Here is a 20,738-nt window from a genome sequence, read left to right as displayed (position 1 = left end):
GATTATGCAACGATTTCAGCGGTCTCGACGACGGCGTGGAAGAGGACGTCAGCGCCGGCCGTCGCCCATTCCTTGGAGATGTCCTCCGCCTCGTTGTGCGAGAGGCCCCCGACGCAGGGGCACATGACCATCGTTGTAGGGGCCACCTTCGCGGCCCAGCAGGCGTCGTGGCCCGCACCCGAGATGAGGTTCATGTGGCTATAGCCGAGCCGTTCGGCAGCACCGCGCACGCGGGAAACAAGCGTGGGATCGAAGGTGACGGGCGCGAAGTGGCCGATCGCCTCGATCGCGCAGCCGACGCCCAGCGCCTCGCAAATCTTGGGTGCTTCCGCCTCGATCCTGGTACGCATGCCGTCGAGTTTCGCCTGATCCGGCGAGCGGATGTCGACGGTGAAGACGACCTTGCCCGGCAGGACGTTGCGGGAGTTCGGCGTGAAAAACACCTGGCCGACGCCGCCGACGGCGCCCGGCTGGTTTTCCATCGCCACGGTCTGCACCATTTCCATGATGCGCGACATCGCAAGGCCGGCGTTGACGCGCATGTTCATCGGGGTCGAACCGGTATGGGCCTCCCTGCCGGTCAGCGTGAACTCCAGCCACCACAGGCCCTGACAGTGCGTGACCACGCCGATCTGCTTGTTCTCGACCTCAAGGATCGGACCCTGCTCGATGTGATACTCGAAATAGGCGTGCATCTTGCGCGCGCCGACCTCTTCGTCGCCAACCCAGCCGATGCGCTTCAGTTCCTCGCCGAACGTCTTGCCTTCGGGATCCTTGCGGTCATAGGCATATTCCAGCGTATGGGCGCCGGCGAAAACGCCGGAGGCGAGCATGGCGGGCGCAAAGCGGGCGCCTTCCTCGTTGGTCCAGTTGGTGACGACAACAGGGTGCTTGGTCTTGATGCCGAGGTCGTTCATGGTGCGGACGGCCTCGAGTGCGCCAAGCACGCCGAGTACGCCGTCATACTTACCGCCGGTCGGCTGCGTGTCGAGGTGCGAGCCGACATAAACAGGCAGCGCGTCCGGATCGGTGCCCGGCCGGGTCGCGAACATCGTGCCCATCTTGTCGACGCCCAGCGTCATGCCTGCGTCTTCGCACCATGTCCGGAAGAGGCTGCGCCCTTCGGCATCGGAATCCGTTAAGGTCTGGCGATTGTTACCGCCAGCAATTCCCGGGCCGATCTTTGCCATCTCCATGAGGCTGTCCCAAAGACGGTCCCCGTTGACGCGCATGTTCTCGCCTGGCGCTGCCACCATGTCTAAAGTCCTCACCTGTTTTCTGCGGTCATGCAATGCACATGGCCGCCTGTTCCCGTGGTCAGTATCCGAGCGCCCTTGTTTGTTTTGTTAGCGCCGGAAAATCGCCAGTTGCCTTTGTTTAGCATCTGATCGATAATTTGACCGATTGGTAAACATTACAACTTCCGGCGCTGGGCTCAAGACGAAAATCAGGAAAAATACAGACAAAATTACCGGCATCTGCTCATTTTTGTAGCACGGTGCCGCGCCGGTTCAATCTTGAGTGAAACGGTTGAATTTGAAGGGAAAACAAGATCGACATGGCAATCCCGAGAGCAGCCAAGACCCAGCGCCGCACGCGCATTCAAGAAGAGAAGGAAGAGCAAATTCTTGAAGCCGCGCTCGATGTGTTTTCGGTCAACGGCTTTCGTGGCTCCACTATTGATCAGATTGCCGAAGTTGCCGGCATGTCGAAGCCGAACTTGCTTTATTACTTTCGCACCAAGGAAGCGATCCACCGGGCGCTGATCGACCGCGTGCTCTTTACCTGGCTGGAGCCGTTGAGAGCCTTTGACGCCGATGGCAATCCGGAAAGCGAGATCCGCAGCTACATCAGACGCAAACTCGAAATGGCCCGCGATTTCCCGCGCGAGAGCCGGCTTTTCGCCAACGAGATGCTGCAGGGTGCACCCCATGTCGAAGACGAACTGAAGGGTCCGCTGAAGGAACTCGTCGACGAGAAGGCCGAGGTCATCCGAGCCTGGGCGAAAGCCGGGAAGATCGCCAGGTGTGATCCATACCACCTGATCTTCTCGATCTGGTCGACAACGCAGCACTATGCCGACTTCGATGTTCAGGTGCGGGCGGTGCTCGGGCAGGAGCATGCAGGTGCCGGCCGCTTCGAGGATGCCGCGCGCTTTCTCGAACAGCTGTTCATCGACGGACTGAAGGTTAAGCCGGTGCCAGGCGCCTCCTGACGTCGCGCCATCATTCGTCGAAATCCAAGAGCGTGCCGATAGCGGCGCGTGCCTTGGCATGGCGGGTTCTATAGGCTTGCCGGATCGCCTTCCGTCTTGCTTCCAGGGCGGGCTCTGGCGACATCGCCGCCAACCACGCCAATGCGGTCGGTACAAACTCGCCGCCCGAGTGGATCAGCAGATCGTTTTCGTCGAGCTGTTTCCTGATGCAGCCGCGGTCGCTGGAGATGACCGCGTTTCCGGCGGCCTTTGCTTCGAAGATCACCAGCGGCTGGGCCTCGTTGTCATAGGCTGTGGGAAAAACGAAGACGTCAAGTTCGCTATAGAAGGCAGCCTTCGCGTCGTCATAGAGGGCGCCCCGATAATCCAGGGTATCGCCAAGTTCCGCGACGGCGGCATCGATGGCCACGCGCTCGCTAGCGCCAGCCGGCCCCGCAAGGATCGCCCTAATCGGCACGTTCTCGCTTCGCGCTTGCCTTGCGAGATGAAGAAACGTTTCGAGACCTTTCTCGGTGGTGAGATTGCTAAGCATGCCGATCACGAGATGCGCGCGGTCCTTCGGCTCGTCCCCTTCGTCTTGCGGGGTCACGTAGGCCGCATTGGAGATCAGGCTGCTACGGACGCGTCGGCCGTAAGTCTCGGTGAATCGCTCGAGCATGATGTCGCATAGGAAGATGTGTTGCAGTTGTCGGCCGCCGAGCGTCAGGATGGCCTGCATTAGTAAACTTGGCCTGTCGATGTAGCTGAAACTGTGATGGTGCAGGTAGATGGAGTAGGCGACCAGTCTCGCGACTAGAACAAGCAGCAAGGTGTAGACTAAACCCAGCCCTCCTTCGCAGGCGAGATAGCAGATCCTGTCGTGATGTTTGCGGCCGCGAAACAGCGGGAGGCAGGCACGGAGGACACGGCTGAAGTTGATCGGATGCCTCAGCAGCGAGGGACTGCCTGCCGCTGGAGCGATGTTGCACACGGTGACGCTCATTGCTTCCGAAAGAAGCGCGATCATGCTCTTGGTCGCGAACGAGAAGCCGTTGAGCGGCGGAGGCAACTGACCGATCGCAACGATATGACGTGTCATGCGGGAGGCTACCTCTTTGCGCCTCCCGACTATCGCACCGGCGTTAGAAAATTCAATCTCCCGTGCAGGCCATGCAGCGAACGTTTCGTCAGGCCGCGGCTGTCGCCGGGCTGCTCTCGAAGGAAAACCCTTCGTCTGCCCAGCCGGTCATTCCGCCGATCATGACCTTCACTTGTAGCCCTAGCCGGGCAAGGCGCAGGGCTGCCTTGTCGGTCCCGTTGCAATGCGGGCCGGCGCAATAGACGACGAAGAGCGTATCTGCCGGCCATTTCGACATGTGATGGGCCGTCATTTTGCCGTGCGGGAGGTTGATCGCGCCCGGAATGTGGGCGGCGGCGTAATGGGTCGGAGAGCGGACATCCAACAGCACGAAGTCGCCGTGGCCGGCGGTGAGCGATGCGTGGACGTCCCAGCAATCGGTCTCGAAGGAGAGCTTGCGGGCATAGTAGGCGGCAGTGGCTTCGGGAGAGGCGGCAGGGACTTCGGCGACGAAGCTCGGCATGACGTTTCCTTTCGGTTCGAGTTGCCGCCAACCATCGCCGATGTTATGGCTTTGCGAAATTGGCCATAATGACGGTTAGCGTAAAGATCATGCCAAATGCGTTGAGAGGACCCCATGTTGTTGTGCTCGCCTATGACGGGCTCTGCACCTTCGAATTCGGCATCGCTTACGAGGTTTTCGGCCTGCCGCGTCCGGAAATGGGCGAGGGCTGGTATCGCTATTCGGTCTGCGGGGTCGAGCCTGGGCCGCTTCGCGCTGCTGGCGGCTTGACCGTCTCCGTCGATCATGGACTGGACGTGCTGGAGAAGGCGGATCTGATCGTCGTGCCCGGCTGGCGCTCGATCGATGCGGAGGTTCCGGGTGCCCTGATCGATGCGCTGTGCGCGGCCCACCAGCGCGGTGCGCGGATCATGTCTCTCTGCTCGGGTGTCGCGGTGCTTGCCGCAACAGGGCTTCTTCGCCATCGCCGCGCCACCACGCATTGGCGATATGTCGCCTCGATCTCGAAACGCTATCCCGACATCAACTTCGATGCTGATGTGCTTTACATGGATGAGGGCCCCATCCTGACGGCAGCCGGGAGTGCTGCCGGTATTGATCTCTGCCTGCATGTGGTCCGTGGTGACTTCGGCGCCGAGGCCGCCAACAGTGTTGCGCGTCGCCTGGTTTTGCCGCCGCATCGCGAGGGCGGGCAGGCGCAGTTCATCCATGCGCCGGTGCCGCTGGAGCGTGAAGGCATCCGGCTAAGCCCGCTCATGGACTGGATGCGGCAGCGGCTGGACGAGGAGCAGCCGATCAGCCTGCTTGCCGCGAAAGCTGGGATGAGCCACCGGACCTTTCAGCGCCGGTTCGAAAGCACGACCGGGCTCAGCGTCGGCGAATGGCTGCTCAAGGAGAGGCTTCGCCATGCACGCGAATTGCTGGAAAAGGAGATCAGCGGGTCTCTCGACGATATCGCGGTCGCCAGCGGCTTTGGAACGCTGGCGACGATGCGGCACCATTTTCGCAAACGGTTGGGCACGAGCCCCAGGGCATACCGGAAGACTTTTGCGGGGTAAAAGAGGTAGGTCGGGTGCCTCACCCGCCACCCTCATTCCTGTGCTTGTCACAGGAATCCAGCAGCCTTGCGTCGGCACGGCAGAAGACTCATAGGCTGTGCAGAAAAGATGAAATATCCTCCCGTTCGGGGTTCGTCGCTTCGATCAGGTTGAGTTTCCACTGCCCCGCGGCCATTTTTAATGGTCTTCTCCCGCGTGATCGCCGTCGTCAGCAGATCATGCTCCTCGAACCACACCAGCATCTTCACGCCGTATCGAGACGTGAAACCTCCTGGTAGCTCGCCCTGATGCCCGAAAAGCTGGGCTGAGAGATCGCGGGTCACGCCGGTATAAAGCGTGCCGTTTCGCGGGGATGCGAGAATATCGACGCAACCCTTCATGGTTGAAGAATGGCGAAAATGCCCGCATTGAGCAAGAGTCATTCACGGCGCCGACGCGCCGTGGCTGGATTCCTGTGACGAGCACAGGAATGAGGGAGGGGGTGCCGCACGGAGTTTTGCGGCACCCTTGATCTTACTCCGCTGCCTGGCGAGCCATCGGGTTGTTCGGGTGCGTCGTCCAGTTTGCATAATTCGGATCGACGATCTTTCCGGTGCGCTTGTCGAGGTCACCGACGGGGAGCTGCTCCATGGTGATGCAGTTCTCGACAGGGCAGACGTTGACGCAAAGATTGCAGCCGACGCATTCCTCTTCCATCACCTCGAAATGCCTGACGCCGTTGACGAACTGGGTGATCGCCTGGTGCGAGGTGTCCTCACAGGCGATGTGACAGCGACCGCACTTGATGCAGGCATCCTGATCGATCTTCGCCTTGGCGATGTAGTTCAGGTTGAGATACTGCCAGTCGGAAACATTCGGCACTGCGCGGCCGGTGATGTCGTCGAGGTTGCGGTGACCCTTGGCGTCCATCCAGTCGGAAAGCCCCGTGATCATCTCCTGGACGATCTTGAAGCCGTAGGTCATCGCCGCCGTGCAGACTTGCACGTTGCCGGCGCCGAGCGCCAGGAACTCAGCCGCATCGCGCCAGGTGGTGATGCCGCCGATACCTGATATCGGCAGGCCGTAGGTCTCCGGATCGCGGGCGATCTCGGCGACCATGTTGAGGGCGATCGGCTTCACCGCCGGGCCGCAATAGCCGCCGTGGCTGCCGCGCCCGTCGATCGACGGTTCCGGCGAGAAGGTGTCGAGATTGACCGAGGTGATCGAATTGATCGTGTTGATCAGCGACACGGCATCGGTGCCGCCGGCCTTGGCAGCACGGGCTGGCTTGCGGATATCGGTGATATTTGGTGTCAGCTTCGTGATGACGGGCATGCGCGTGTACTGCTTGCACCAGCGCACGACCATTTCGATATACTCAGGCACCTGTCCGACCGCGGAGCCCATACCGCGTTCCGACATGCCGTGCGGACAGCCGAAGTTGAGTTCGATGCCGTCGGCACCGGTCTCCTCGACCAGCGGCAGGATTGCCTTCCAGGCATTCTCCTCGCAGGGAACCATGATCGAAGCGATCAAGGCCCGGTCGGGCCAGTTCATCTTCACCTGCTTCATTTCGCGCAGGTTGGTGTAGAGGTCGCGGTCTGTGATGAGCTCGATGTTGTTCAAGCCGAGCAGGCGGCGGTCGGCGCCCCAGATCGCGCCGTAGCGCGGGCCGTTGACGTTCACGACCGGGGGGCCTTCCTCACCAAGCGTCTTCCAGACGACGCCGCCCCATCCGGCCTTGAAGGCACGTTCGACGTTGTAGGCCTTGTCGGTCGGCGGTGCCGAGGCCAGCCAGAACGGGTTGGGCGACTTGATGCCGACGAAATTATTGCGGAGATCAGCCATTGTTCATTCTCCCCTTCACGCGACGGCAACGGCCGGCTGCGCACCGGCAGCAAGCATGCGGTTGATGGATTCAGCGGCATCGCGGCCCTGCGCGACCGCCGAGACGGTTAGGTCGTCACCGCCGAAGACGCAGTCGCCGCCGGCCCAGACGCCGTCGAGCGAGGTCTTGCCATCAGTATCGACGGCGATGCGGCCGGATTCCAAGCGCAGCGCGCCGAGGCTGGAGGTGTCGAGAGTCTGACCGATCGCCTTGAAGATCTGATCAGCGGCGATGACGCCAGTCTCGCCCGTCGTCGACAAGCGACCGTCGACCAGCTTGGTGTATTCCACCTCGATCGCGGCGACTTTGCCGTCCTGCGCGAGAATGGATTTCGGCGCCAGCCAGTGACGAATGATGACGCCCCTGGAGGTCGCGAGATCCTGCTCGAATTCCGAGGCGTTCATATGCTCCTTGCCGCGGCGATAGCAGATCGTCACTTCCTCGGCGCCGAGCAGCTTGGCTTGCACGGCCGCGTCGATCGCCGTCATACCGCCGCCGAGAACGACGACGCGGCGACCGACCGCAATGTCGCCCTTGTCAGCAGCCTGCCGAAGGCCGGCGATGAAGTCCACGGCATCATCGACGCCCGGCAGGTTTTCGCCTTCGACCCGCAGCGCGTTGACGCCTGAAAGGCCGATGCCGAGGAAGACCGCATCATATTGCGACTGCAGATCGGCGAGGGAGAAATTACGGCCGAGCTGCTGGTTGTGGCGAACTTCAATGCCGCCGATGGCCAGGACGTAGTCCACTTCCTTTTGCGCGAAGTCGTCAACGGCCTTGTAGGTGGCGATGCCGTATTCGTTGAGGCCGCCAGACTTCGGCTTTGCGTCATAGATGACGACATCATGGCCCTTGACCGCGAGGCGATGGGCCGCGGCGAGGCCAGCCGGGCCGGCGCCCACGACGGCGATCTTCCTTCCGGTCGAGGCGGCGCGGCTGTAGAACTGCTTGTCCGCCTCCATGGCCGTATCGGTCGCATATCGCTGCAGGCGACCGATTTCGACAGGGCGTTCCTCTGCCGTGTTGCGCACGCAGGCTTGCTCGCACAGATCTTCGGTGGGACAGACGCGGGCGCACATGCCGCCCAGAATATTCTGGTCAAAGATCGTCTTCGCCGATCCGATCGGATTTCCGGTGGCGATCTGCCGGATGAAGAGCGGGATGTCGATGGAGGTGGGACAGGCCGTCATGCACGGCGCGTCGTAGCAGAAATAACAGCGGTCGGCTGCGACCAGCGCCTCGTGTTTGTCGAGGCGCGGATGAAGATCGGAGAAGTTCGAATCGTATTCGGCGGGCGAAAGCCGGCCAGCACGAATCCCAGTTCCCAGTCGTTCCATTGAAGTTCCCTCATTATTGGTAAACGGCCAGTAAGAGGAAGCGTAACTCAGCTTCAAAAATTTATCAAACGGTAAAATTTTTGCCTGATATCGCCGTTATCACATTGTTTTAATGGAATTAATTTCTGCGCGGCGGATGGCCGTGCACCGGTGACTTCGGCCTGAAAATAAAAAAGTAAAAAAATCGACTTTTTCTCACTGGTTCCCGGAACCATTCGGATACTTGCCCGTTACTGCGATATCCGAACGATGACCGCATCGACCCAACATGCGCGCCCCCAACCCATCGTTCGGATGTACTCACGGTCCCCTCCCGGTGAGTGAAAGAACAGCCGGTGCGCCGCCCTCGCACTGGCTGTTCTTCGTTTAGCGTGTAGCTGCCTTTTGAGAGGGGTGCCGGAGGATCTCGAACTCGGCGTCGGGGATAACCAGATGATATTCGATCCGTCCCGGCACCAGCGTCAGTTCGGCCTTGCCGTTGACCGACGAGGGAACGACGCGCTCAAGCACAGTCTTGCCAAAGCTGTTTTCACTGAATTCGTGAACCTCTGTCGGATCGCATAGCGTCTCCGCCCATGAAACCTCGATTGCCTTTCGCCCGTCAGCGGCCACTTCATGACAGCTCAGAGTGACCGCAGGCGTGCTGCCGGCAATCGCTCCGTAGGAGGCCGAGTTGACGATCAATTCATGCAGCGCGAGCCCGACGTGCACGGCGGCATTGGGTGTCAAGTGGACGTTTATCCCGGAGATCGGCAGCGGTCCCGCCGTCTCGGGCCAGTAGGGCGCGAATTGCTTTTCAGCGAGTTCGAAAAGGAACGCACCGCGCCAGCTGGAATCGGTAATCAGGTCTTGTGAATTCGACAGGGATTGCAGTCGCCCGCGGAATTTCACCAGGAAGCTATTCAGCGATATGGTGTTGCGGGCTGTTTGTGTGGCGATTCCTTGAATAATGGCCAGAAGGTTCTTCGAGCGATGCGAGAGCTCGCGAAGAAGGGACTTCAGCACCTTTTCGCGATGCCGGGCCTCCGTCACCTCGGCGACCACGGAAAGGATGCCCATGGCGTGATCGGTACCGACGCGCTGGATCTTCAATTCGTAGGTGCGCATTTCTCCGTCGATCGAAATGTCGATCTCGGTTGTCGTCGGCTTTCCGGTTTCGAATACCTGCTGCTTCAGCTTCTCCAACTCGCGTCCATGCGCTTCGCCGAAGAGATCGACGTCAGTACCGCCCGGTATTGCAAGCGGCTGAAAATGCGGAGGAAGGTTGTCGGCATAGATGATCGATAGCCTAGGGTCCTGGTAGATCACGGAGATTCCGGCGCTCGCCAGTGCGCTCTCCAGCAACACCGCTCTGCCTTCCAGCGCGAAGGGCACTCCGGGCACTGGTCCGTTCCTGTTCACTAGTCGCCTTTCCCATTTTTGATCTTTCCTCACGGGGAGGAAGGTGCCCATTCGGGAAGCTCATCCTAGAAGAAAGCACGAAAAAAAACCTTAAGGTCGGAATAGCGCTCCAGATTGACCGAAACGCATTTCCGCTCCCTTTGTTCCTAGGCGACCGCCATTTCCCTTAGGCAGCGGCCTTGGTGGATTCGTTGAAGAAAAGTGCCTGACTGATCAGTGCCTTGACCATGTCCGGATTAAACGGCTTCGTGACCAGGAATGTCGGCTCGGGCCGTTCGCCGGTCAGCAGCCTTTCGGGGAAGGCGGTGATGAAGATTACCGGCACGCTTGCGGTCTTGAGAATGTCGTTGACGGCATCGATGCCGGAGCTTCCATCCGCAAGCTGGATATCCGCAAGAACCATGCCTGGCCGGGTCCTGTTATAAAGTGCAACCGCTTCGGCGTGGGTACGGGCAATGCCGGTGACGCGATGGCCGAGGCTCTCCACCATCTGTTCGATGTCCATCGCGATCAGCGGTTCGTCTTCGATGATCATGACATCAGTGGCGACCTGGCGAGAGATCTCGCGTGATGCGTTGTCGAGCAGGCTGACGACTTCGTCCTCTTCCACGCCCAGGATCTCGGAAATTTCTCCCACCCGAAAGTTCTCGACGGAGGCGAGTATGAAAGCCTGGCGGGCACGCGGCGAAACTTTGGCAAGGTTCAGCGTTGCGCGCTGTTCCCATATGTAGGGCGAGGCAGGTTCCGGAATCTGGACGGTGACGGAACCAAAAAGCGTAGTGAAAAGTTTGTACAATGCGACGCGGTCATCCGCGGTATCCGGGAAAATGGATATGTCGGTAATGATCGCCTCGAGTACGGCGGCTACATAGGCGTCGCCTGAAGTCTGCGTTCCAGTAAGCGCGCGGGAATAGCGACGCAGGTAAGGAAGATGCGGCGCAATTCGAGTCGAAAGTGTCATGTAAAGCTCCCACTATAGGCCGGTGAACGGCCCCAATGGCGATTAAAACGCGACGGATTGTAAAAATGTTCCTCGCATGTAGGAACTTTTTTTTCTCAACGGCATTATCGTGGCTACCAACAGAGGGCTTATCGCATTTGTTTCATGGCACGCGACGGGATGTTCGCCAATCGGCCGGGACAAGCGGCTGTTTTATTGAGGCGAACTTAATCAAGGCGACGTGGCAGAGCACGTGGATAACAAAAGCAAAGTGACGATTGATGACGACACGGAAGAATGAAAAGGATCGGCAGCGGCTGGAAATGCGCGCAAGCGATATCCTTGACCCCAACAGCCAGATCGGCGTGAAGTTACGATCGCTTTATGCTGCCGTGCAGGAAGAGGCGATTCCCGACCGCTTTCTCGATCTGCTCGAGAAGCTTGACCAGGCTGAGCTCGTCGCGTCGGCAAAAGCTGTGAAGTAAGGTGGCTCCATGGAAAAGCAGCAACCAAGCTTCAAGCGCGAGCTCCTCGCGTCGCTCCCTAGCCTCCGCGCCTTCGCCATCTCGCTGATTGGCCGGCACGACCGGGCGGATGATCTTGTCCAGGACACCATCATGAAAGCCTGGGCAAAGCAGGATCATTTCGAGATGGGCACGAACATGAAAGCCTGGCTCTTCACGATTCTGCGCAACGAACTCTACAGCCAGATGCGCAAGAGCGGGCGCGAGATTCAGGACAGCGATGGCCTGTTCACCGAGTCCATGGCTATGCACCCGGCCCAATACGGGGCGCTCGATCTTCAGGACTTCAAGAAGGCGCTCGATCAGCTGCCGCCGGACCAGCGTGAAGCGATCATCCTGGTCGGCGCTTCCGGTTTTTCCTACGAGGAAGCGGCGGAAATCTGCGGATGTGCAGTCGGAACGATCAAGAGCCGCGTCAATCGCGCTCGCCAGCGTCTCCAGGAACTGCTTCAGATATCCGGTGAAGCCGATTTTGGTCCGGATGCGACATCCTCGCCGCTGACGTCCAAGGCCTTCGCCTTCTGATATAATAGTCTCGTTCGATCCATAGGAGAGGCCGGCTGCCCAACAGGGCGCCGGCCTTTTCCTTGAGCTACGCGAAAATTGAGAGGTCAGTCGTCGCGCTTGGAACCGACGAGGTTGGCCGCCACGATTGCTGCAAGAACGCCAGCCGTCAACAAGGGCTGAGCTCGGACAAGACCAATGCCGACCGCTGCAAGCGATTCCAATGCCTGCTTGCGTTCTTTGGCACGGCGCGCCTCCTGGGCGTTGATCACCATCATGATGACGAGAACGACGATCGCCACCAGCAGGGCTGCGGCTGCCAGGAACAGCGCTGCGCCGATCGGACCGTAGATGCCTGAGAGCCAGATGGCACCGGCGACGACCGCGAGCGTATAAGCGGTCAACAAGAGCACGACGGCAATGGCAACGAAAATACCGTTGCGCTTCGTCCGCGCAACGGTTCGGTGAACACTCGTGCCTACCAACAGGCTGAGGAGCGGGAAGAGCATTTAGCCTCCTTAACGGCGGGCAAGAAGGGCGAGGACGAGCCCAAAGGCTGCTGCCGCCCCGACGGTGGCGATTGGGTGACGGCGCACGGTATTGCGCACTTCGTTGGCGCCGCGAAGGTAGCTTTCCTGCAATTCATGCATCAGGTCTTCGCTGCGAGAGAGCAGATCGTCGTAGCTGGCGGCTGCCTGATAGCGCATGCGATCGCTCGACTTTCGTGACTGCTTTCCGGCAATCTTCGTCAGTGCTGCGATCTCTTCACGAAGAGACTCGATCTGTTCTTCGATGGTGGATTCGATGTTGTGAAGCGTGCCGCCATTGCGCCGGCTGCGAATGGGGTGGAGGAGCGAAGAGGCCACGATTTTCTCCATCGGTGAGGCGCGCTCTTAGCGGCCTGATTCAACACAGGGCCGCTGCCGAAGTTTGCATGAAGATTATCGCCCGGCAATGACCCACATCATCAATTGCTTAACGCGGTCACCCTGCAAAAGTTCCGCTACGCTGGATTGTATCCGGTTTGGATCGCACTGTGCGCAAGCACGAAGGGCGTACCGTCGGCCGGAACCTGATTGATCCGCAGGGCACAGCCGAAGACAGATTCCATTGTCTCGTCGGTCAGCACATCGCGGACGCTACCGCTTGCAGCCAGTTGGCCGGATTTCATGAGAATGATCCGGTCGGCGAAAAGCGCGGTCAGGTTGAGGTCGTGCATGACGGCGATGACGCCGCCACCGGCCTCGCAGAAATTGCGCGCCAGAGTCATGATCGTCAGCTGGTGGCTGATGTCGAGGCTGGATACCGGCTCGTCGAGCAGAAGCCAGCAGGGCTTGCCGTCGACGACCGGCTCGGCGATCTGGCAGAGCACGCGGGCGAGTTGAACGCGCTGCTGCTCGCCACCCGAAAGTTCCTGATAGAAGCGGCCTTCGAAGCCCCCCAGGTCGACGGAGGCCAGTGCATTCGCCGCGGTCTGCTCGGCTTTCTCAGGATTGCGATTGACGCCGGTGGTCAGGCCCATCCGCACCACTTCGCGCACCGTGAAGGGAAAAGAGATCGAGCTTGCCTGCGGCAGCACCGCCCGCATCGTCGCCAGCCGCCACGGCTGCAGCGCGTTCACTTCCTGACCATTGAGACGAATGGAGCCGGAGTAGGGGAGTTCGCCGGAGACCGCTTTCATCGTCGTTGTCTTGCCCGAGCCGTTCGGACCGGCAATCGCGGTCAACTGGCCTGCCTCGGCGGAGAAGCCGACCTGACTAACAATGGCCTTGCCGGAAAGGCGCACGGAAACGCCGGATACCTCAATCATTGCTCAATACTCAAAGGGCAAGGCGTGCGCGATGCCGCAACAGAATCCAAAGGAAGAAAGGGCCGCCGACGGCGGCCGTAATGATGCCGATCGGCAGTTCGGCCGGCGCGACGATCGTCCTGGCAAGAACATCGGCAAAAATCAGCAGCGAGCCGCCGAGAAGCGCCGAAGCTGGCAGCAGGAAGCGGTGATCGGGGCCGATCGACATGCGCAGAACATGCGGAACGACGATGCCGACGAAGCCGATGCCGCCGCTGACTGCGACCGAAGCACCCGTCGCCCCGGCGACGGTGACGATGGCGATGTTCTTCAGCCGCTGAACAGGGACGCCCATGTGAAAGGCTGTAGCCTCACCGAGAGTGATGGCATTCAGGCCAGGGGCCATGAAGGGTATCGCCGCAAAGGAGAGAAGAATGATCGGGCCGGCGGCGGCGATCTTTGCCCATGTCGCCCCGGCAAGCGATCCCATCCCCCAGAAGGTGAGGTCGCGGAGTTGCTGATCGTTGGCCATGTAGATCAGGAGGCCAGTGAGCGCGCCGGCCAGCGAGCCGAGCGCGATGCCGGCAAGCAGCATCGTGGCAACTGAGGTCTGGCCGTTCCCGGTTGCGATCCGGTAGAGCAGCCACGTGCTGGCAAGTCCGCCGCAGAAGGCTGCGATCGGCAGCGCGTAGATGCCGAGCAGCGTGTAAAGCGGCGCGGCAAAGGTGCTGGCGAGCACGATGATCACCACGGCACCGAGGCTCGCGCCGGAGGACACGCCGACGAGCCCGGGATCCGCAAGGGGATTGCGGAACAAGCCCTGCATGATGGCGCCCGAGACGGCAAGCGAGCCGCCCACCAGGAAACCCAGGATCGCGCGGGGCATTCGGATATCGAAGATGATGATCCGGTCTCTGGCGTTCAGCGCATCGTCCGAGCCGGCCATGTTGGCGATGACGTCGAGGAACGAGGCGTTGGAAGCACCCGTTGTCACTGAGAATAACAGGGACAGGACGGACCCGACGGCAAGCAGAACGATTGCCAGCAGCGCGAGGCGACTGCGATCACCCGCCCTTTGAAGCTCCCGCAGACCTGTCAGCGAAAACATGGAGCGCTTCTGTCCGATGGCGTCCTGCAGAGCCATTATCAGCTTCCGTAGATCGCTGCGTTCAACTCACGGACGGCGCTCGCGGTGCGCGGGCCGAACCCGAGCAGGTGGAGGCCGTCCATGCGAATGATTGCCTTGTTTTGCGCCGCGGGTGTCAGGGCCAGCGCGGGCTGCTTCAGAAGATCTTCATCCTTGGTGGCTGACCCGTCGCCGCGGTTCATCATCAAGATGACGTCAGGCTTGGCTTCCACGATCGCCTCGTCGGTTAGCGGCTTGTAGCCCGGGAAATTGCCGACGGCATTGACGGAACCGGACAGCTTGATGATGCCATCGGCTGCCGTGCCGGTTCCGGAGGCCATGATCTTTCCTCCTTGCATACTCAGAATGAAGAGGATGCGCTTCCGCTCGCCTTCGGGGCGCTTGGCGGCGTCGGCGATTGCCACGTCAAGATCCGCACCCACCTTTTCCTCTAGCGCCTTTGCCTTGTCGGGCTGGCCGAGGAGATCGCCGACCCGGTCGATCTTGGCGAGGATGCCTTCGCGGGTATAGGCGTTAGGCACGGTCTCGAAGGGGACGCTCGCGCTCTTGAGCACGTTCAGCGCTTCCGGTGGCCCGGATCCCTCGATGGCGATGATCGCCGTCGGGTTCATGGCGAGGATGCCCTCCGGCGATAGCGCGCGCATGTAGCCTACGTCGGGCAGCTTTGTTGCCGCTTCGGGATACAGGCTGGTCGTGTCGCGCGCGATCAACCGGTCCTGCTCACCGAGCGCGTAGATGATCTCGGTGACATCGCCGCCAACGGACACAAGGCGCGTCGTATTCAGTTTTTCAGCGGCCGGGGCATTCGAGACCGGAGCCAGCGACAGCCCAATAACCGTGGCTGAAAACGCCATCGCCCGAAGCCGCTTGCTGCGTGGTGCCTTACGCATCGTTATCCCCTTGCTCATGCCGCGACGCTGGTTCCTGCGGGCGGCAGGTTTTCCATGATTGAGCGCCAATCGTCGCGCTCATCGGTGCCTTCCTTGCGCTTGCCGAAGAACTGGATGATCATTTCGCCCTCGGCATTGTAGGCCTCGAGCGAGGTTACATGGCCGTCCTTTGTCGGCTTGCGTACCGCCCAGGTCTCGGCGATGTGATCCTGCCGAAGATGCAGGTGGAAGGTCGGGTCGAAGATATTGATCCACGGACCCATCGGCTGCACGTTGAAGATCGGGCCGGAATGGATCTGCACGATGCCGTTGTTTGCCACGAAGCACATGACCGGCAGACCGGCCTTGACCGAAGCGTGCATCATCTCCGCCGTTGCCGTGTTGTCGAGTTGCCACGCGTAGTCGTCGCCGACGGTGCGAACGGCGGCTCGGCGGCCGATCTTCAGCTTGCGCAGCATGCCGAAGAACTCGTGCGTGTCGGTGAGCTTTCTCCAGTGCTCCCGCAGTTCATCGCGGGTGACCTCGCCGCTCTCATCCATCGATGAGGGCGTCGGATCAGCGTTGAATTCTTGCGACTGATCGTCGAGCGTCAGATCCCCGACGATGGCGCGATAGGCTTCGACATTCGAGTCCGGGCGAAGATGGATCTTGTGAACCGCGTTGCCTGCCTTGTCGAAATACTGCAGGCTGAGTCGCTCCTGGTCGCCGTCCTTCTTGGAGACGGCAAAAGCATGCGCCCAGCGGTTTGGAAAAATGCGCAGGTCGATGTTTTCCCCGAGCACGATCGAGGCGTGCGGCCCGGCGGTGATGTTCTCGTAAACGCCGATCTTTTCGTGAACGGCGCTTTGGTTACGGGAAAGGGCCATGACTTCGCCGAGTTCAGCGACCCGCTCCAGGAGCTTCACGGCGCTGCCGTCGATGCGGGTTGCGGTGATGCCGACTTCGGCCGCAACGAGAGCAGCTTCCGAAATCTGAAGCTGTGCGGCGATATCGCGCTCGCGCATCTTCGGATTCTCCGCGCGAAATGCGCGTATGTCGGCAGGAGCCGRTTTCGTGGTTTCAGTCATGTCCTAGCCCTACTTGTTGAGAATGAGTTTGCCCTGACGGGTGATTTTCATGCGGTAGACCACGCCGTCGTGACGGATCATGATCTCGGTCGCTCCGCGAAAAATGTCCGCACTTTCCAGAACGCGCATTTCTGCCGTTGGTTCGCGCTGCGGCGACGCGTGACTAAAGCTATCTGGCTTCTCAACCATCATTTCGGTCGGCTATTTCCGCTCGATCCGCGGCGTCCAAACGCCCGGAAAATCCATAATTATCTTGACTTTCATAGTCATCATTTTTTAATGACGCAATAGCGGAGTTTAGAAGTCAAGTTTTAGAGTTTATTGATGGAAGGAATGGCAGTGAGCAAGGTTGCAGCGCTTTTGACGAGCGGTCTGATCGTGGTTGCGAGCGCATCGCAGGTTTTTGCTCAGGACGCTGCTGCAGCGTCGCCGGCCAAGGGCCTTGAGGTCGAGTTGAACGGTCTGGCGCCATCACAGAAGGGCTGCATGATGACCTTCGTTGCGCTCAACAATCTTGCCGCGCCAATCAGCAAAGTCTCCTTCGAGCTTGCTTTCTTCAACGACAAGAACGCGGTCGACCGGGTTACCGTGCTGGACTTCCGCGATCTGCCGCAAGGCAAGAAGCGTGTGCGCCAGTTCGACATGCCGAACGTCAACTGCGAGAGCGTGACGCGCTTGCTGATCAACGACGCGCCAGTCTGCGACGGGCCGGCCTCGGGAGAGTGCATGAAGGGCCTTGTCACTCGTTCACAGGTTTCCGTTCCCTTCGAGGGTTGAGTGGTTCGCCGGCATGACAGCCGACGGTTTTCTGTTTCAACTGGCCGAGGCAGGCACAAATGGCAGTTTCAGCAAAATCCAAATCGAGAGTCATTCTTGTCGAGGAACCGGTCGCTGACGGCGGAATGAACGACAACAATCCCGGCATGCATCCCGGGCATGAATTGTCCGATCTTCGCAATGTGCCACGCCAGCCAGCCGCCGAAGCTTCCATACACTACGCGCGCCTGGCGTTGATCGAATCCTTCCCGCAGGCTCCGCAGAGTGCGAGCAGCACCGTCGCAACCGCGCCGTCGCTGGAGGCGAGCGCCGAAAGGGAAGAGAACGCGAAACCACCTCAGCGCAATGTGGTGATGGCTTGCCTCAGTTCCTTTGCCTGCCATGCGGCCGTCATCGCGATGCTGGTGGTCGGATTTGTGGTCACACCGCACGATCCGGTCGAAGAGGCCGGCGAAGTCGTGAGCGTCATTATCCTTGGCGATTCGGAAGCGGACCAAGCGGCGGCGGGCGAGAAGGCTGAGGAGCAGCAGCCCGAGCAGATCGTAGCCGAGACCGCGCAGACTCAGACGGTCCAGCCGACGGCGGCGACGCCGACGGAAACGGTGACCACCGAGCCGGTAACCGTTGCGCCTACACAAGAGGTTACGCGCGTTTCACCGGAGAACATCGTTGCCGCGGAACCGGAGGTTTTGACTTCGCTCTCATCGGCCGAGACGTCCTTCGTGCAGCCGATGGCGACCGAAGTGCCGCTCGAGGTGCCTGCGGAAACGCCTCCGGTTGCTCAAGCGGCGCCGGAAGAGATCAAGCCGGTTCAGCCGGTGGAAACGGCGGCGGTCGCTCCCGAGCCGGATAAACCAACACCGGAGCGCAAGCTGAAAGCGGAAAAGCCCGTCAAGAAGCCGATCGAGAAGAAGGAGCCGCCGAAGAAGGCTCAACCATCCGCAGGATCCGGCGGTGAAAACGAGCAGGATTCCAAGAGAGGGTCCGCCGACGGGACCGAGACGGCAACATCGAACCAGAATTCGCGTGGGGCTGGCAGCAGTGGCGGTGCGGGGAGCGCGGCCGTCGCCAATTATCCCGGCAAGGTACAATCCCGGATTCGTCGCTCGGTCAGGGTGCCGTCGGAGTACAAGCGCATGAGCACATCCATGAGCGTTCGCGTTCGCCTGACAATCGGCGCCAGCGGCGATCTGAGCGGTCTTTCGATCGCGCGCAGCTCCGGTATTCCGGAGCTGGATCAGGCTGTTGTCGAGGGCATCCGCCGCGCTGCTCCGTTCCCTCCGCTCCCTGTCGAGTGGGGCAAGCCGGTCTGGTCGTTCAGCCAGGACGTCCAGGTGACGGGCCATTGATAAAATATGACTTCTATAATCAACTTTATACTTTACTCTAAAAATCAAGTTTAATAAGGTCCCCCGGCACACGCAGGAATCGTGTGACGATCAACGAGCGAACGGGTGGGCAATGGCTCGAAAGACGAAGAAGGGTTCCAACCGCGAGATCCGCGTTAACGCTGATGCTCAGACGGTTCAGGAAACGTCGGGGCGGTCCAAACTTGATGGACGCAGTTTCCTGTATGTCGGCGGACGGGACTGCCAGGTGGCGCATCTTCGCCAGATCGCAAGCGATTTCGGGGCAGAGCTGATCCATCACGACGGCGGTTTGCGCGAGGCGGTCTCCCGCATCGACACCGTACTTCCCTCGGTCGACTGCGTCTTTTGCCCGATCGACTGTATCAGCCACGATGCCTGCCTGCGCGTGAAGACCGGCTGCAAGAAGTTCGGCAAGGCCTTCATCCCGCTTCGAAACGGCAGCAAGTCCAGTCTGGAACGTGCGTTGCAGACAATGAACGAACGAGACAATTCCCGATGAATGAAGAACGCCCCGGTGGGGTCATGATGATCGGCCTGCACAAGATCGCCGCTCAAAGAGGCGACGGCCTTGTGCCGGAGCTTTACGAACTGCTGCTCCGGAATGCCGAGCGGCGCAAGGACTATCCCAACGTATCGGAGTTTCCCCTCTGGGAGGCACGGTTGCCTGGCCAACAGCCTGAAAAGCCGCTTGGTCTGGAGGCCGCAAACGGCAATAATGTTGTAGCCTTCGCGCCTTCGCGCGTCGCTGCGAAAAGCAAAGCGTAGGGATCACCCATGTATATTGCAATGAACCGCTTCAAGGTTGCGATTGGATCCGAGGCAGACTTCGAGAATGTATGGCGCGACCGCGATTCCAGCCTCTCGCAGGTTCCTGGCTTTGTTGAATTCCGGCTGCTGCGGGGCAAGACGAATGCGGAAGAGGACTACACGCTGTTTTCCTCGCACACGCTCTGGCAAAGCGAGGACGACTTCCTGAACTGGACGAAGTCCGAAAACTTCCGCGCCGCGCACCGCAACGCTGGTGAGCGCAAGGCAATGTATAAGGGGCCTCCGGTTTTTGAAGGCTTCACCGTGGTTGCTGGCATCTGAAATGACCGAACAGGATCCGGATCGTGTCGAAGTCCTTCCGGTCTTGCCATCGCTTGATCTCGATGGCTTCGACCGGATCATCCACCAATCTCCGGACTATCTGATCCTCCGCCGGAACGAGATGGAGTCGCATTTCTGGCTGGCGCGCGACCGGGCGTTATGCGAAGCGACGTCCGTCTATCTGCGTGGCCGTCGGATCGCTGCGCTCCATGCGGAGTATCAGGAGAAGCGGGTGGCGCGTCTGACCGCACTTGAGCGACGGCCGTGGGGCATGGAAGAGTTCTATATCCATGACCCGCATGGCAACCTGCTGCGGTTTGGGCGCATCCCCGTCAGCTGATCGATCAGCCTCGGCGAATGAAAGCGCCCACGGCGATCGCCAGCCAGCCGAACATCATGGCAAATCCGCCGGCGGGGGCCGCCAGCGGAAACAGGCCGGAGCCAGCGTAGCGCAAAACAACGAGATCCCCGGCAAACAGAAGCGTGCCGACCCCTATCAGTATGCCGGCAAGCCACGCCGTCTTAAGTTTTTCGGCGCCGATCGCGAGGGCGAACAGGGTGGGGGCGTGCGCCAGGCACATTGCCGAAGCCGAAGCGAGAAGATGCGCGTCGCCGCCGCCATGCGCTGCGGCCGCGGCCAGCGCCACGCCGGCAAAACCGAACAAGCCGGCAAGCAGATAAAACAGCGGCGCAATACGCGCGTTCAGCGTCATGGTCATCCGTGTTCCTTGTTCTGCATGTGATATGCGAGGCGTTCGATGGGGGGCAGGATGATCTCGCGCAGCTTCGGATTGGCGATGGTTTCCTCGAGCGCGCGACGGAAGCAATGTAGCCACTCGTCGCGTTCCACCGGACCGATCTCGGCAACGAAATGCCGGCTCCTGAGGCGTGGGTGACCGCGCTTGTCGGTGTAGAGCGGCGGGCCGCCGAAATATCCAGTCAGGTATTCGTAGAATTTCTCCTCGCTGCCTTCCAGCGTCGGCGGATGGACGGCGCGAACGTGCTGTGCCTCCGGCAGCGTATCCATCAGCTCATAGAAGCGGCGACACAGGGCGCGGACGGCCTCGTCGCCGCCAATCGCCTCATAAAGCGTAATGACATTTTCCGTCACGGTTCCATTCCTCGAAATCGGACTCTTAATGCACTGCGGGGAGCGGGACTGCAACCGCTTGGATCAGCACGC

The 20,738-nt window shown here is 60.4% G+C and carries 26 protein-coding genes and 1 pseudogene; 10 read left to right on the top strand and 17 right to left on the bottom strand.

Going from position 1 to position 20,738, the window contains the following annotated elements:
- Positions 1-2: 2 nt before the first annotated feature.
- On the bottom strand, positions 3-1,256 hold the full coding sequence (locus AC1DE4_RS19990; protein ID WP_169683547.1) for a Zn-dependent hydrolase: 1,254 nt from the start codon (positions 1,254-1,256) through the stop codon (positions 3-5).
- Between the two features lie 302 nt (positions 1,257-1,558).
- Here AC1DE4_RS19990 and AC1DE4_RS19985 point away from each other — a divergent pair, with 302 nt between their 5' ends.
- Positions 1,559-2,215: a TetR family transcriptional regulator C-terminal domain-containing protein gene (locus AC1DE4_RS19985; protein ID WP_018116926.1), complete on the top strand. Its 657-nt coding sequence runs from the start codon at positions 1,559-1,561 to the stop codon at positions 2,213-2,215.
- Positions 2,216-2,225: 10 nt separating this feature from the next.
- Here AC1DE4_RS19985 and AC1DE4_RS19980 read toward each other — a convergent pair whose 3' ends face one another.
- Together AC1DE4_RS19980 and AC1DE4_RS19975 are read right to left on the bottom strand one after the other, a co-directional pair.
- Positions 2,226-3,293 (bottom strand): glycosyltransferase family 4 protein, encoded by a 1,068-nt coding sequence (locus AC1DE4_RS19980; protein ID WP_477882663.1) that lies wholly within the window; start codon positions 3,291-3,293, stop codon positions 2,226-2,228.
- 88 nt (positions 3,294-3,381) lie between these two features.
- Positions 3,382-3,795 (bottom strand): rhodanese-like domain-containing protein, encoded by a 414-nt coding sequence (locus AC1DE4_RS19975; RefSeq protein WP_169683543.1) that lies wholly within the window; start codon positions 3,793-3,795, stop codon positions 3,382-3,384.
- A gap of 68 nt (positions 3,796-3,863) precedes the next feature.
- On the opposite strand from AC1DE4_RS19975, the gene ftrA reads away from it, so the two are divergent.
- Positions 3,864-4,853, top strand: a complete 990-nt coding sequence (ftrA, locus tag AC1DE4_RS19970; protein ID WP_169683541.1) for a transcriptional regulator FtrA — start codon at positions 3,864-3,866, stop codon at positions 4,851-4,853.
- Positions 4,854-4,941: 88 nt separating this feature from the next.
- Here ftrA and AC1DE4_RS19965 read toward each other — a convergent pair.
- The 5 genes and pseudogenes from AC1DE4_RS19965 to AC1DE4_RS19945 all read right to left on the bottom strand — a co-directional run bounded on the left by AC1DE4_RS19965 (position 4,942) and on the right by AC1DE4_RS19945 (position 10,419).
- Positions 4,942-5,233, bottom strand: a pseudogene (locus AC1DE4_RS19965) (GIY-YIG nuclease family protein).
- A 133-nt stretch (positions 5,234-5,366) separates the two neighbouring features.
- Positions 5,367-6,680: an NAD-dependent dihydropyrimidine dehydrogenase subunit PreA gene (gene preA / locus AC1DE4_RS19960; RefSeq protein WP_018116930.1), complete on the bottom strand. Its 1,314-nt coding sequence runs from the start codon at positions 6,678-6,680 to the stop codon at positions 5,367-5,369.
- 15 nt (positions 6,681-6,695) lie between these two features.
- On the bottom strand, positions 6,696-8,057 hold the full coding sequence (locus AC1DE4_RS19955) for an NAD(P)-dependent oxidoreductase (RefSeq protein ID WP_477882660.1): 1,362 nt from the start codon (positions 8,055-8,057) through the stop codon (positions 6,696-6,698).
- Positions 8,058-8,423: 366 nt separating this feature from the next.
- The gene (locus tag AC1DE4_RS19950; RefSeq protein WP_018858251.1) at positions 8,424-9,440 is read right to left on the bottom strand and encodes a sensor histidine kinase; all 1,017 of its coding nucleotides are present in this window, start codon (positions 9,438-9,440) and stop codon (positions 8,424-8,426) included.
- Positions 9,441-9,624: 184 nt separating this feature from the next.
- Positions 9,625-10,419 (bottom strand): response regulator, encoded by a 795-nt coding sequence (locus AC1DE4_RS19945; RefSeq protein WP_018858252.1) that lies wholly within the window; start codon positions 10,417-10,419, stop codon positions 9,625-9,627.
- Positions 10,420-10,721: 302 nt separating this feature from the next.
- Between AC1DE4_RS19945 and AC1DE4_RS19940 the strand changes: the two genes are divergently transcribed.
- On the top strand, positions 10,722-10,883 hold the full coding sequence (locus AC1DE4_RS19940; RefSeq protein ID WP_245267976.1) for a NepR family anti-sigma factor: 162 nt from the start codon (positions 10,722-10,724) through the stop codon (positions 10,881-10,883).
- Between the two features lie 9 nt (positions 10,884-10,892).
- Positions 10,893-11,447 (top strand): RNA polymerase sigma factor, encoded by a 555-nt coding sequence (locus tag AC1DE4_RS19935; protein WP_007533712.1) that lies wholly within the window; start codon positions 10,893-10,895, stop codon positions 11,445-11,447.
- 86 nt (positions 11,448-11,533) lie between these two features.
- Here the strand turns inward: AC1DE4_RS19935 and AC1DE4_RS19930 are convergent, their stop codons facing one another.
- From AC1DE4_RS19930 to hemP, 7 genes are all read right to left on the bottom strand, one after another.
- On the bottom strand, positions 11,534-11,935 hold the full coding sequence (locus AC1DE4_RS19930) for a hypothetical protein (RefSeq protein WP_018116935.1): 402 nt from the start codon (positions 11,933-11,935) through the stop codon (positions 11,534-11,536).
- Between the two features lie 9 nt (positions 11,936-11,944).
- The gene (locus tag AC1DE4_RS19925; protein WP_018858253.1) at positions 11,945-12,304 is read right to left on the bottom strand and encodes an ElaB/YgaM/YqjD family protein; all 360 of its coding nucleotides are present in this window, start codon (positions 12,302-12,304) and stop codon (positions 11,945-11,947) included.
- Positions 12,305-12,429: 125 nt separating this feature from the next.
- Positions 12,430-13,236 (bottom strand): heme ABC transporter ATP-binding protein, encoded by an 807-nt coding sequence (locus AC1DE4_RS19920; RefSeq protein ID WP_025660160.1) that lies wholly within the window; start codon positions 13,234-13,236, stop codon positions 12,430-12,432.
- A 10-nt stretch (positions 13,237-13,246) separates the two neighbouring features.
- Positions 13,247-14,359, bottom strand: a complete 1,113-nt coding sequence (locus tag AC1DE4_RS19915) for a FecCD family ABC transporter permease (RefSeq protein ID WP_018858255.1) — start codon at positions 14,357-14,359, stop codon at positions 13,247-13,249.
- A 2-nt stretch (positions 14,360-14,361) separates the two neighbouring features.
- The gene (locus tag AC1DE4_RS19910) at positions 14,362-15,258 is read right to left on the bottom strand and encodes a heme/hemin ABC transporter substrate-binding protein (protein ID WP_025660161.1); all 897 of its coding nucleotides are present in this window, start codon (positions 15,256-15,258) and stop codon (positions 14,362-14,364) included.
- An 8-nt stretch (positions 15,259-15,266) separates the two neighbouring features.
- Positions 15,267-16,319, bottom strand: coding sequence for a hemin-degrading factor (locus AC1DE4_RS19905; protein ID WP_477882657.1), 1,053 nt, complete (start codon positions 16,317-16,319; stop codon positions 15,267-15,269).
- Positions 16,320-16,328: 9 nt separating this feature from the next.
- A complete protein-coding gene (gene hemP / locus AC1DE4_RS19900; RefSeq protein WP_018116941.1) occupies positions 16,329-16,511 on the bottom strand; it encodes a hemin uptake protein HemP in 183 nt (60 codons plus the stop codon).
- A 141-nt stretch (positions 16,512-16,652) separates the two neighbouring features.
- Here hemP and AC1DE4_RS19895 point away from each other — a divergent pair, with 141 nt between their 5' ends.
- The 6 genes from AC1DE4_RS19895 (at position 16,653) to AC1DE4_RS19870 (ending at position 19,895) form a co-directional block, all read left to right on the top strand.
- Positions 16,653-17,096 carry a hypothetical protein gene (locus tag AC1DE4_RS19895; RefSeq protein WP_477882655.1) on the top strand — a complete coding sequence of 148 codons (444 nt, stop codon included), beginning with the start codon at positions 16,653-16,655 and terminating at the stop codon, positions 17,094-17,096.
- A gap of 59 nt (positions 17,097-17,155) precedes the next feature.
- Positions 17,156-18,445 (top strand): cell envelope integrity protein TolA, encoded by a 1,290-nt coding sequence (gene tolA / locus AC1DE4_RS19890; protein WP_025660164.1) that lies wholly within the window; start codon positions 17,156-17,158, stop codon positions 18,443-18,445.
- A gap of 112 nt (positions 18,446-18,557) precedes the next feature.
- Complete coding sequence (locus AC1DE4_RS19885) at positions 18,558-18,965, top strand: DUF2325 domain-containing protein (RefSeq protein ID WP_018116944.1); 408 nt, start codon at positions 18,558-18,560, stop codon at positions 18,963-18,965.
- Entirely contained in the window at positions 18,962-19,231 is a 270-nt protein-coding gene (locus AC1DE4_RS19880) for a hypothetical protein (protein ID WP_018858260.1), read from the top strand. The genes AC1DE4_RS19885 and AC1DE4_RS19880 overlap by 4 nt, the downstream gene beginning before the upstream one ends.
- Before the next feature lie 9 nt (positions 19,232-19,240).
- Positions 19,241-19,555 carry a heme-degrading protein HmuQ gene (hmuQ, locus tag AC1DE4_RS19875; RefSeq protein WP_025660166.1) on the top strand — a complete coding sequence of 105 codons (315 nt, stop codon included), beginning with the start codon at positions 19,241-19,243 and terminating at the stop codon, positions 19,553-19,555.
- A 1-nt stretch (position 19,556) separates the two neighbouring features.
- Positions 19,557-19,895: a VOC family protein gene (locus AC1DE4_RS19870; RefSeq protein ID WP_169683533.1), complete on the top strand. Its 339-nt coding sequence runs from the start codon at positions 19,557-19,559 to the stop codon at positions 19,893-19,895.
- 4 nt (positions 19,896-19,899) lie between these two features.
- Here the strand turns inward: AC1DE4_RS19870 and AC1DE4_RS19865 are convergent, their stop codons facing one another.
- Complete coding sequence (locus AC1DE4_RS19865; protein WP_169683576.1) at positions 19,900-20,268, bottom strand: DUF423 domain-containing protein; 369 nt, start codon at positions 20,266-20,268, stop codon at positions 19,900-19,902.
- Positions 20,269-20,270: 2 nt separating this feature from the next.
- Positions 20,271-20,666: a group II truncated hemoglobin gene (locus AC1DE4_RS19860; protein WP_062376241.1), complete on the bottom strand. Its 396-nt coding sequence runs from the start codon at positions 20,664-20,666 to the stop codon at positions 20,271-20,273.
- Positions 20,667-20,738 lie beyond the last annotated feature (72 nt).

It is taken from the genome of Rhizobium sp. 10N414, from assembly GCF_056394785.1.
Note: the sequence above shows the minus strand (reverse complement) of the source record. Positions and strands in the feature narration are given on the sequence as shown.

Coding starts and splice junctions, on each gene's coding strand:
- AC1DE4_RS19925 (WP_018858253.1), bottom strand. CDS start 12,304: ATGGAGAAAATCGTGGCCTCTTCGCTCCTCCACCCCATTCGCAGCCGG.
- AC1DE4_RS19935 (WP_007533712.1), top strand. CDS start 10,893: ATGGAAAAGCAGCAACCAAGCTTCAAGCGCGAGCTCCTCGCGTCGCTC.
- AC1DE4_RS19930 (WP_018116935.1), bottom strand. CDS start 11,935: ATGCTCTTCCCGCTCCTCAGCCTGTTGGTAGGCACGAGTGTTCACCGA.
- tolA (WP_025660164.1), top strand. CDS start 17,156: ATGGCAGTTTCAGCAAAATCCAAATCGAGAGTCATTCTTGTCGAGGAA.
- AC1DE4_RS19940 (WP_245267976.1), top strand. CDS start 10,722: ATGCGCGCAAGCGATATCCTTGACCCCAACAGCCAGATCGGCGTGAAG.
- AC1DE4_RS19985 (WP_018116926.1), top strand. CDS start 1,559: ATGGCAATCCCGAGAGCAGCCAAGACCCAGCGCCGCACGCGCATTCAA.
- AC1DE4_RS19870 (WP_169683533.1), top strand. CDS start 19,557: ATGACCGAACAGGATCCGGATCGTGTCGAAGTCCTTCCGGTCTTGCCA.
- AC1DE4_RS19990 (WP_169683547.1), bottom strand. CDS start 1,256: ATGGTGGCAGCGCCAGGCGAGAACATGCGCGTCAACGGGGACCGTCTT.
- AC1DE4_RS19975 (WP_169683543.1), bottom strand. CDS start 3,795: ATGCCGAGCTTCGTCGCCGAAGTCCCTGCCGCCTCTCCCGAAGCCACT.
- AC1DE4_RS19945 (WP_018858252.1), bottom strand. CDS start 10,419: ATGACACTTTCGACTCGAATTGCGCCGCATCTTCCTTACCTGCGTCGC.
- AC1DE4_RS19880 (WP_018858260.1), top strand. CDS start 18,962: ATGAATGAAGAACGCCCCGGTGGGGTCATGATGATCGGCCTGCACAAG.
- hmuQ (WP_025660166.1), top strand. CDS start 19,241: ATGTATATTGCAATGAACCGCTTCAAGGTTGCGATTGGATCCGAGGCA.
- AC1DE4_RS19980 (WP_477882663.1), bottom strand. CDS start 3,293: ATGACACGTCATATCGTTGCGATCGGTCAGTTGCCTCCGCCGCTCAAC.
- AC1DE4_RS19865 (WP_169683576.1), bottom strand. CDS start 20,268: ATGACGCTGAACGCGCGTATTGCGCCGCTGTTTTATCTGCTTGCCGGC.
- hemP (WP_018116941.1), bottom strand. CDS start 16,511: ATGATGGTTGAGAAGCCAGATAGCTTTAGTCACGCGTCGCCGCAGCGC.
- AC1DE4_RS19885 (WP_018116944.1), top strand. CDS start 18,558: ATGGCTCGAAAGACGAAGAAGGGTTCCAACCGCGAGATCCGCGTTAAC.
- AC1DE4_RS19895 (WP_477882655.1), top strand. CDS start 16,653: ATGGCAGTGAGCAAGGTTGCAGCGCTTTTGACGAGCGGTCTGATCGTG.
- preA (WP_018116930.1), bottom strand. CDS start 6,680: ATGGCTGATCTCCGCAATAATTTCGTCGGCATCAAGTCGCCCAACCCG.
- ftrA (WP_169683541.1), top strand. CDS start 3,864: ATGACGGTTAGCGTAAAGATCATGCCAAATGCGTTGAGAGGACCCCAT.
- AC1DE4_RS19955 (WP_477882660.1), bottom strand. CDS start 8,057: ATGGAACGACTGGGAACTGGGATTCGTGCTGGCCGGCTTTCGCCCGCC.
- AC1DE4_RS19920 (WP_025660160.1), bottom strand. CDS start 13,236: ATGATTGAGGTATCCGGCGTTTCCGTGCGCCTTTCCGGCAAGGCCATT.
- AC1DE4_RS19915 (WP_018858255.1), bottom strand. CDS start 14,359: ATGGCTCTGCAGGACGCCATCGGACAGAAGCGCTCCATGTTTTCGCTG.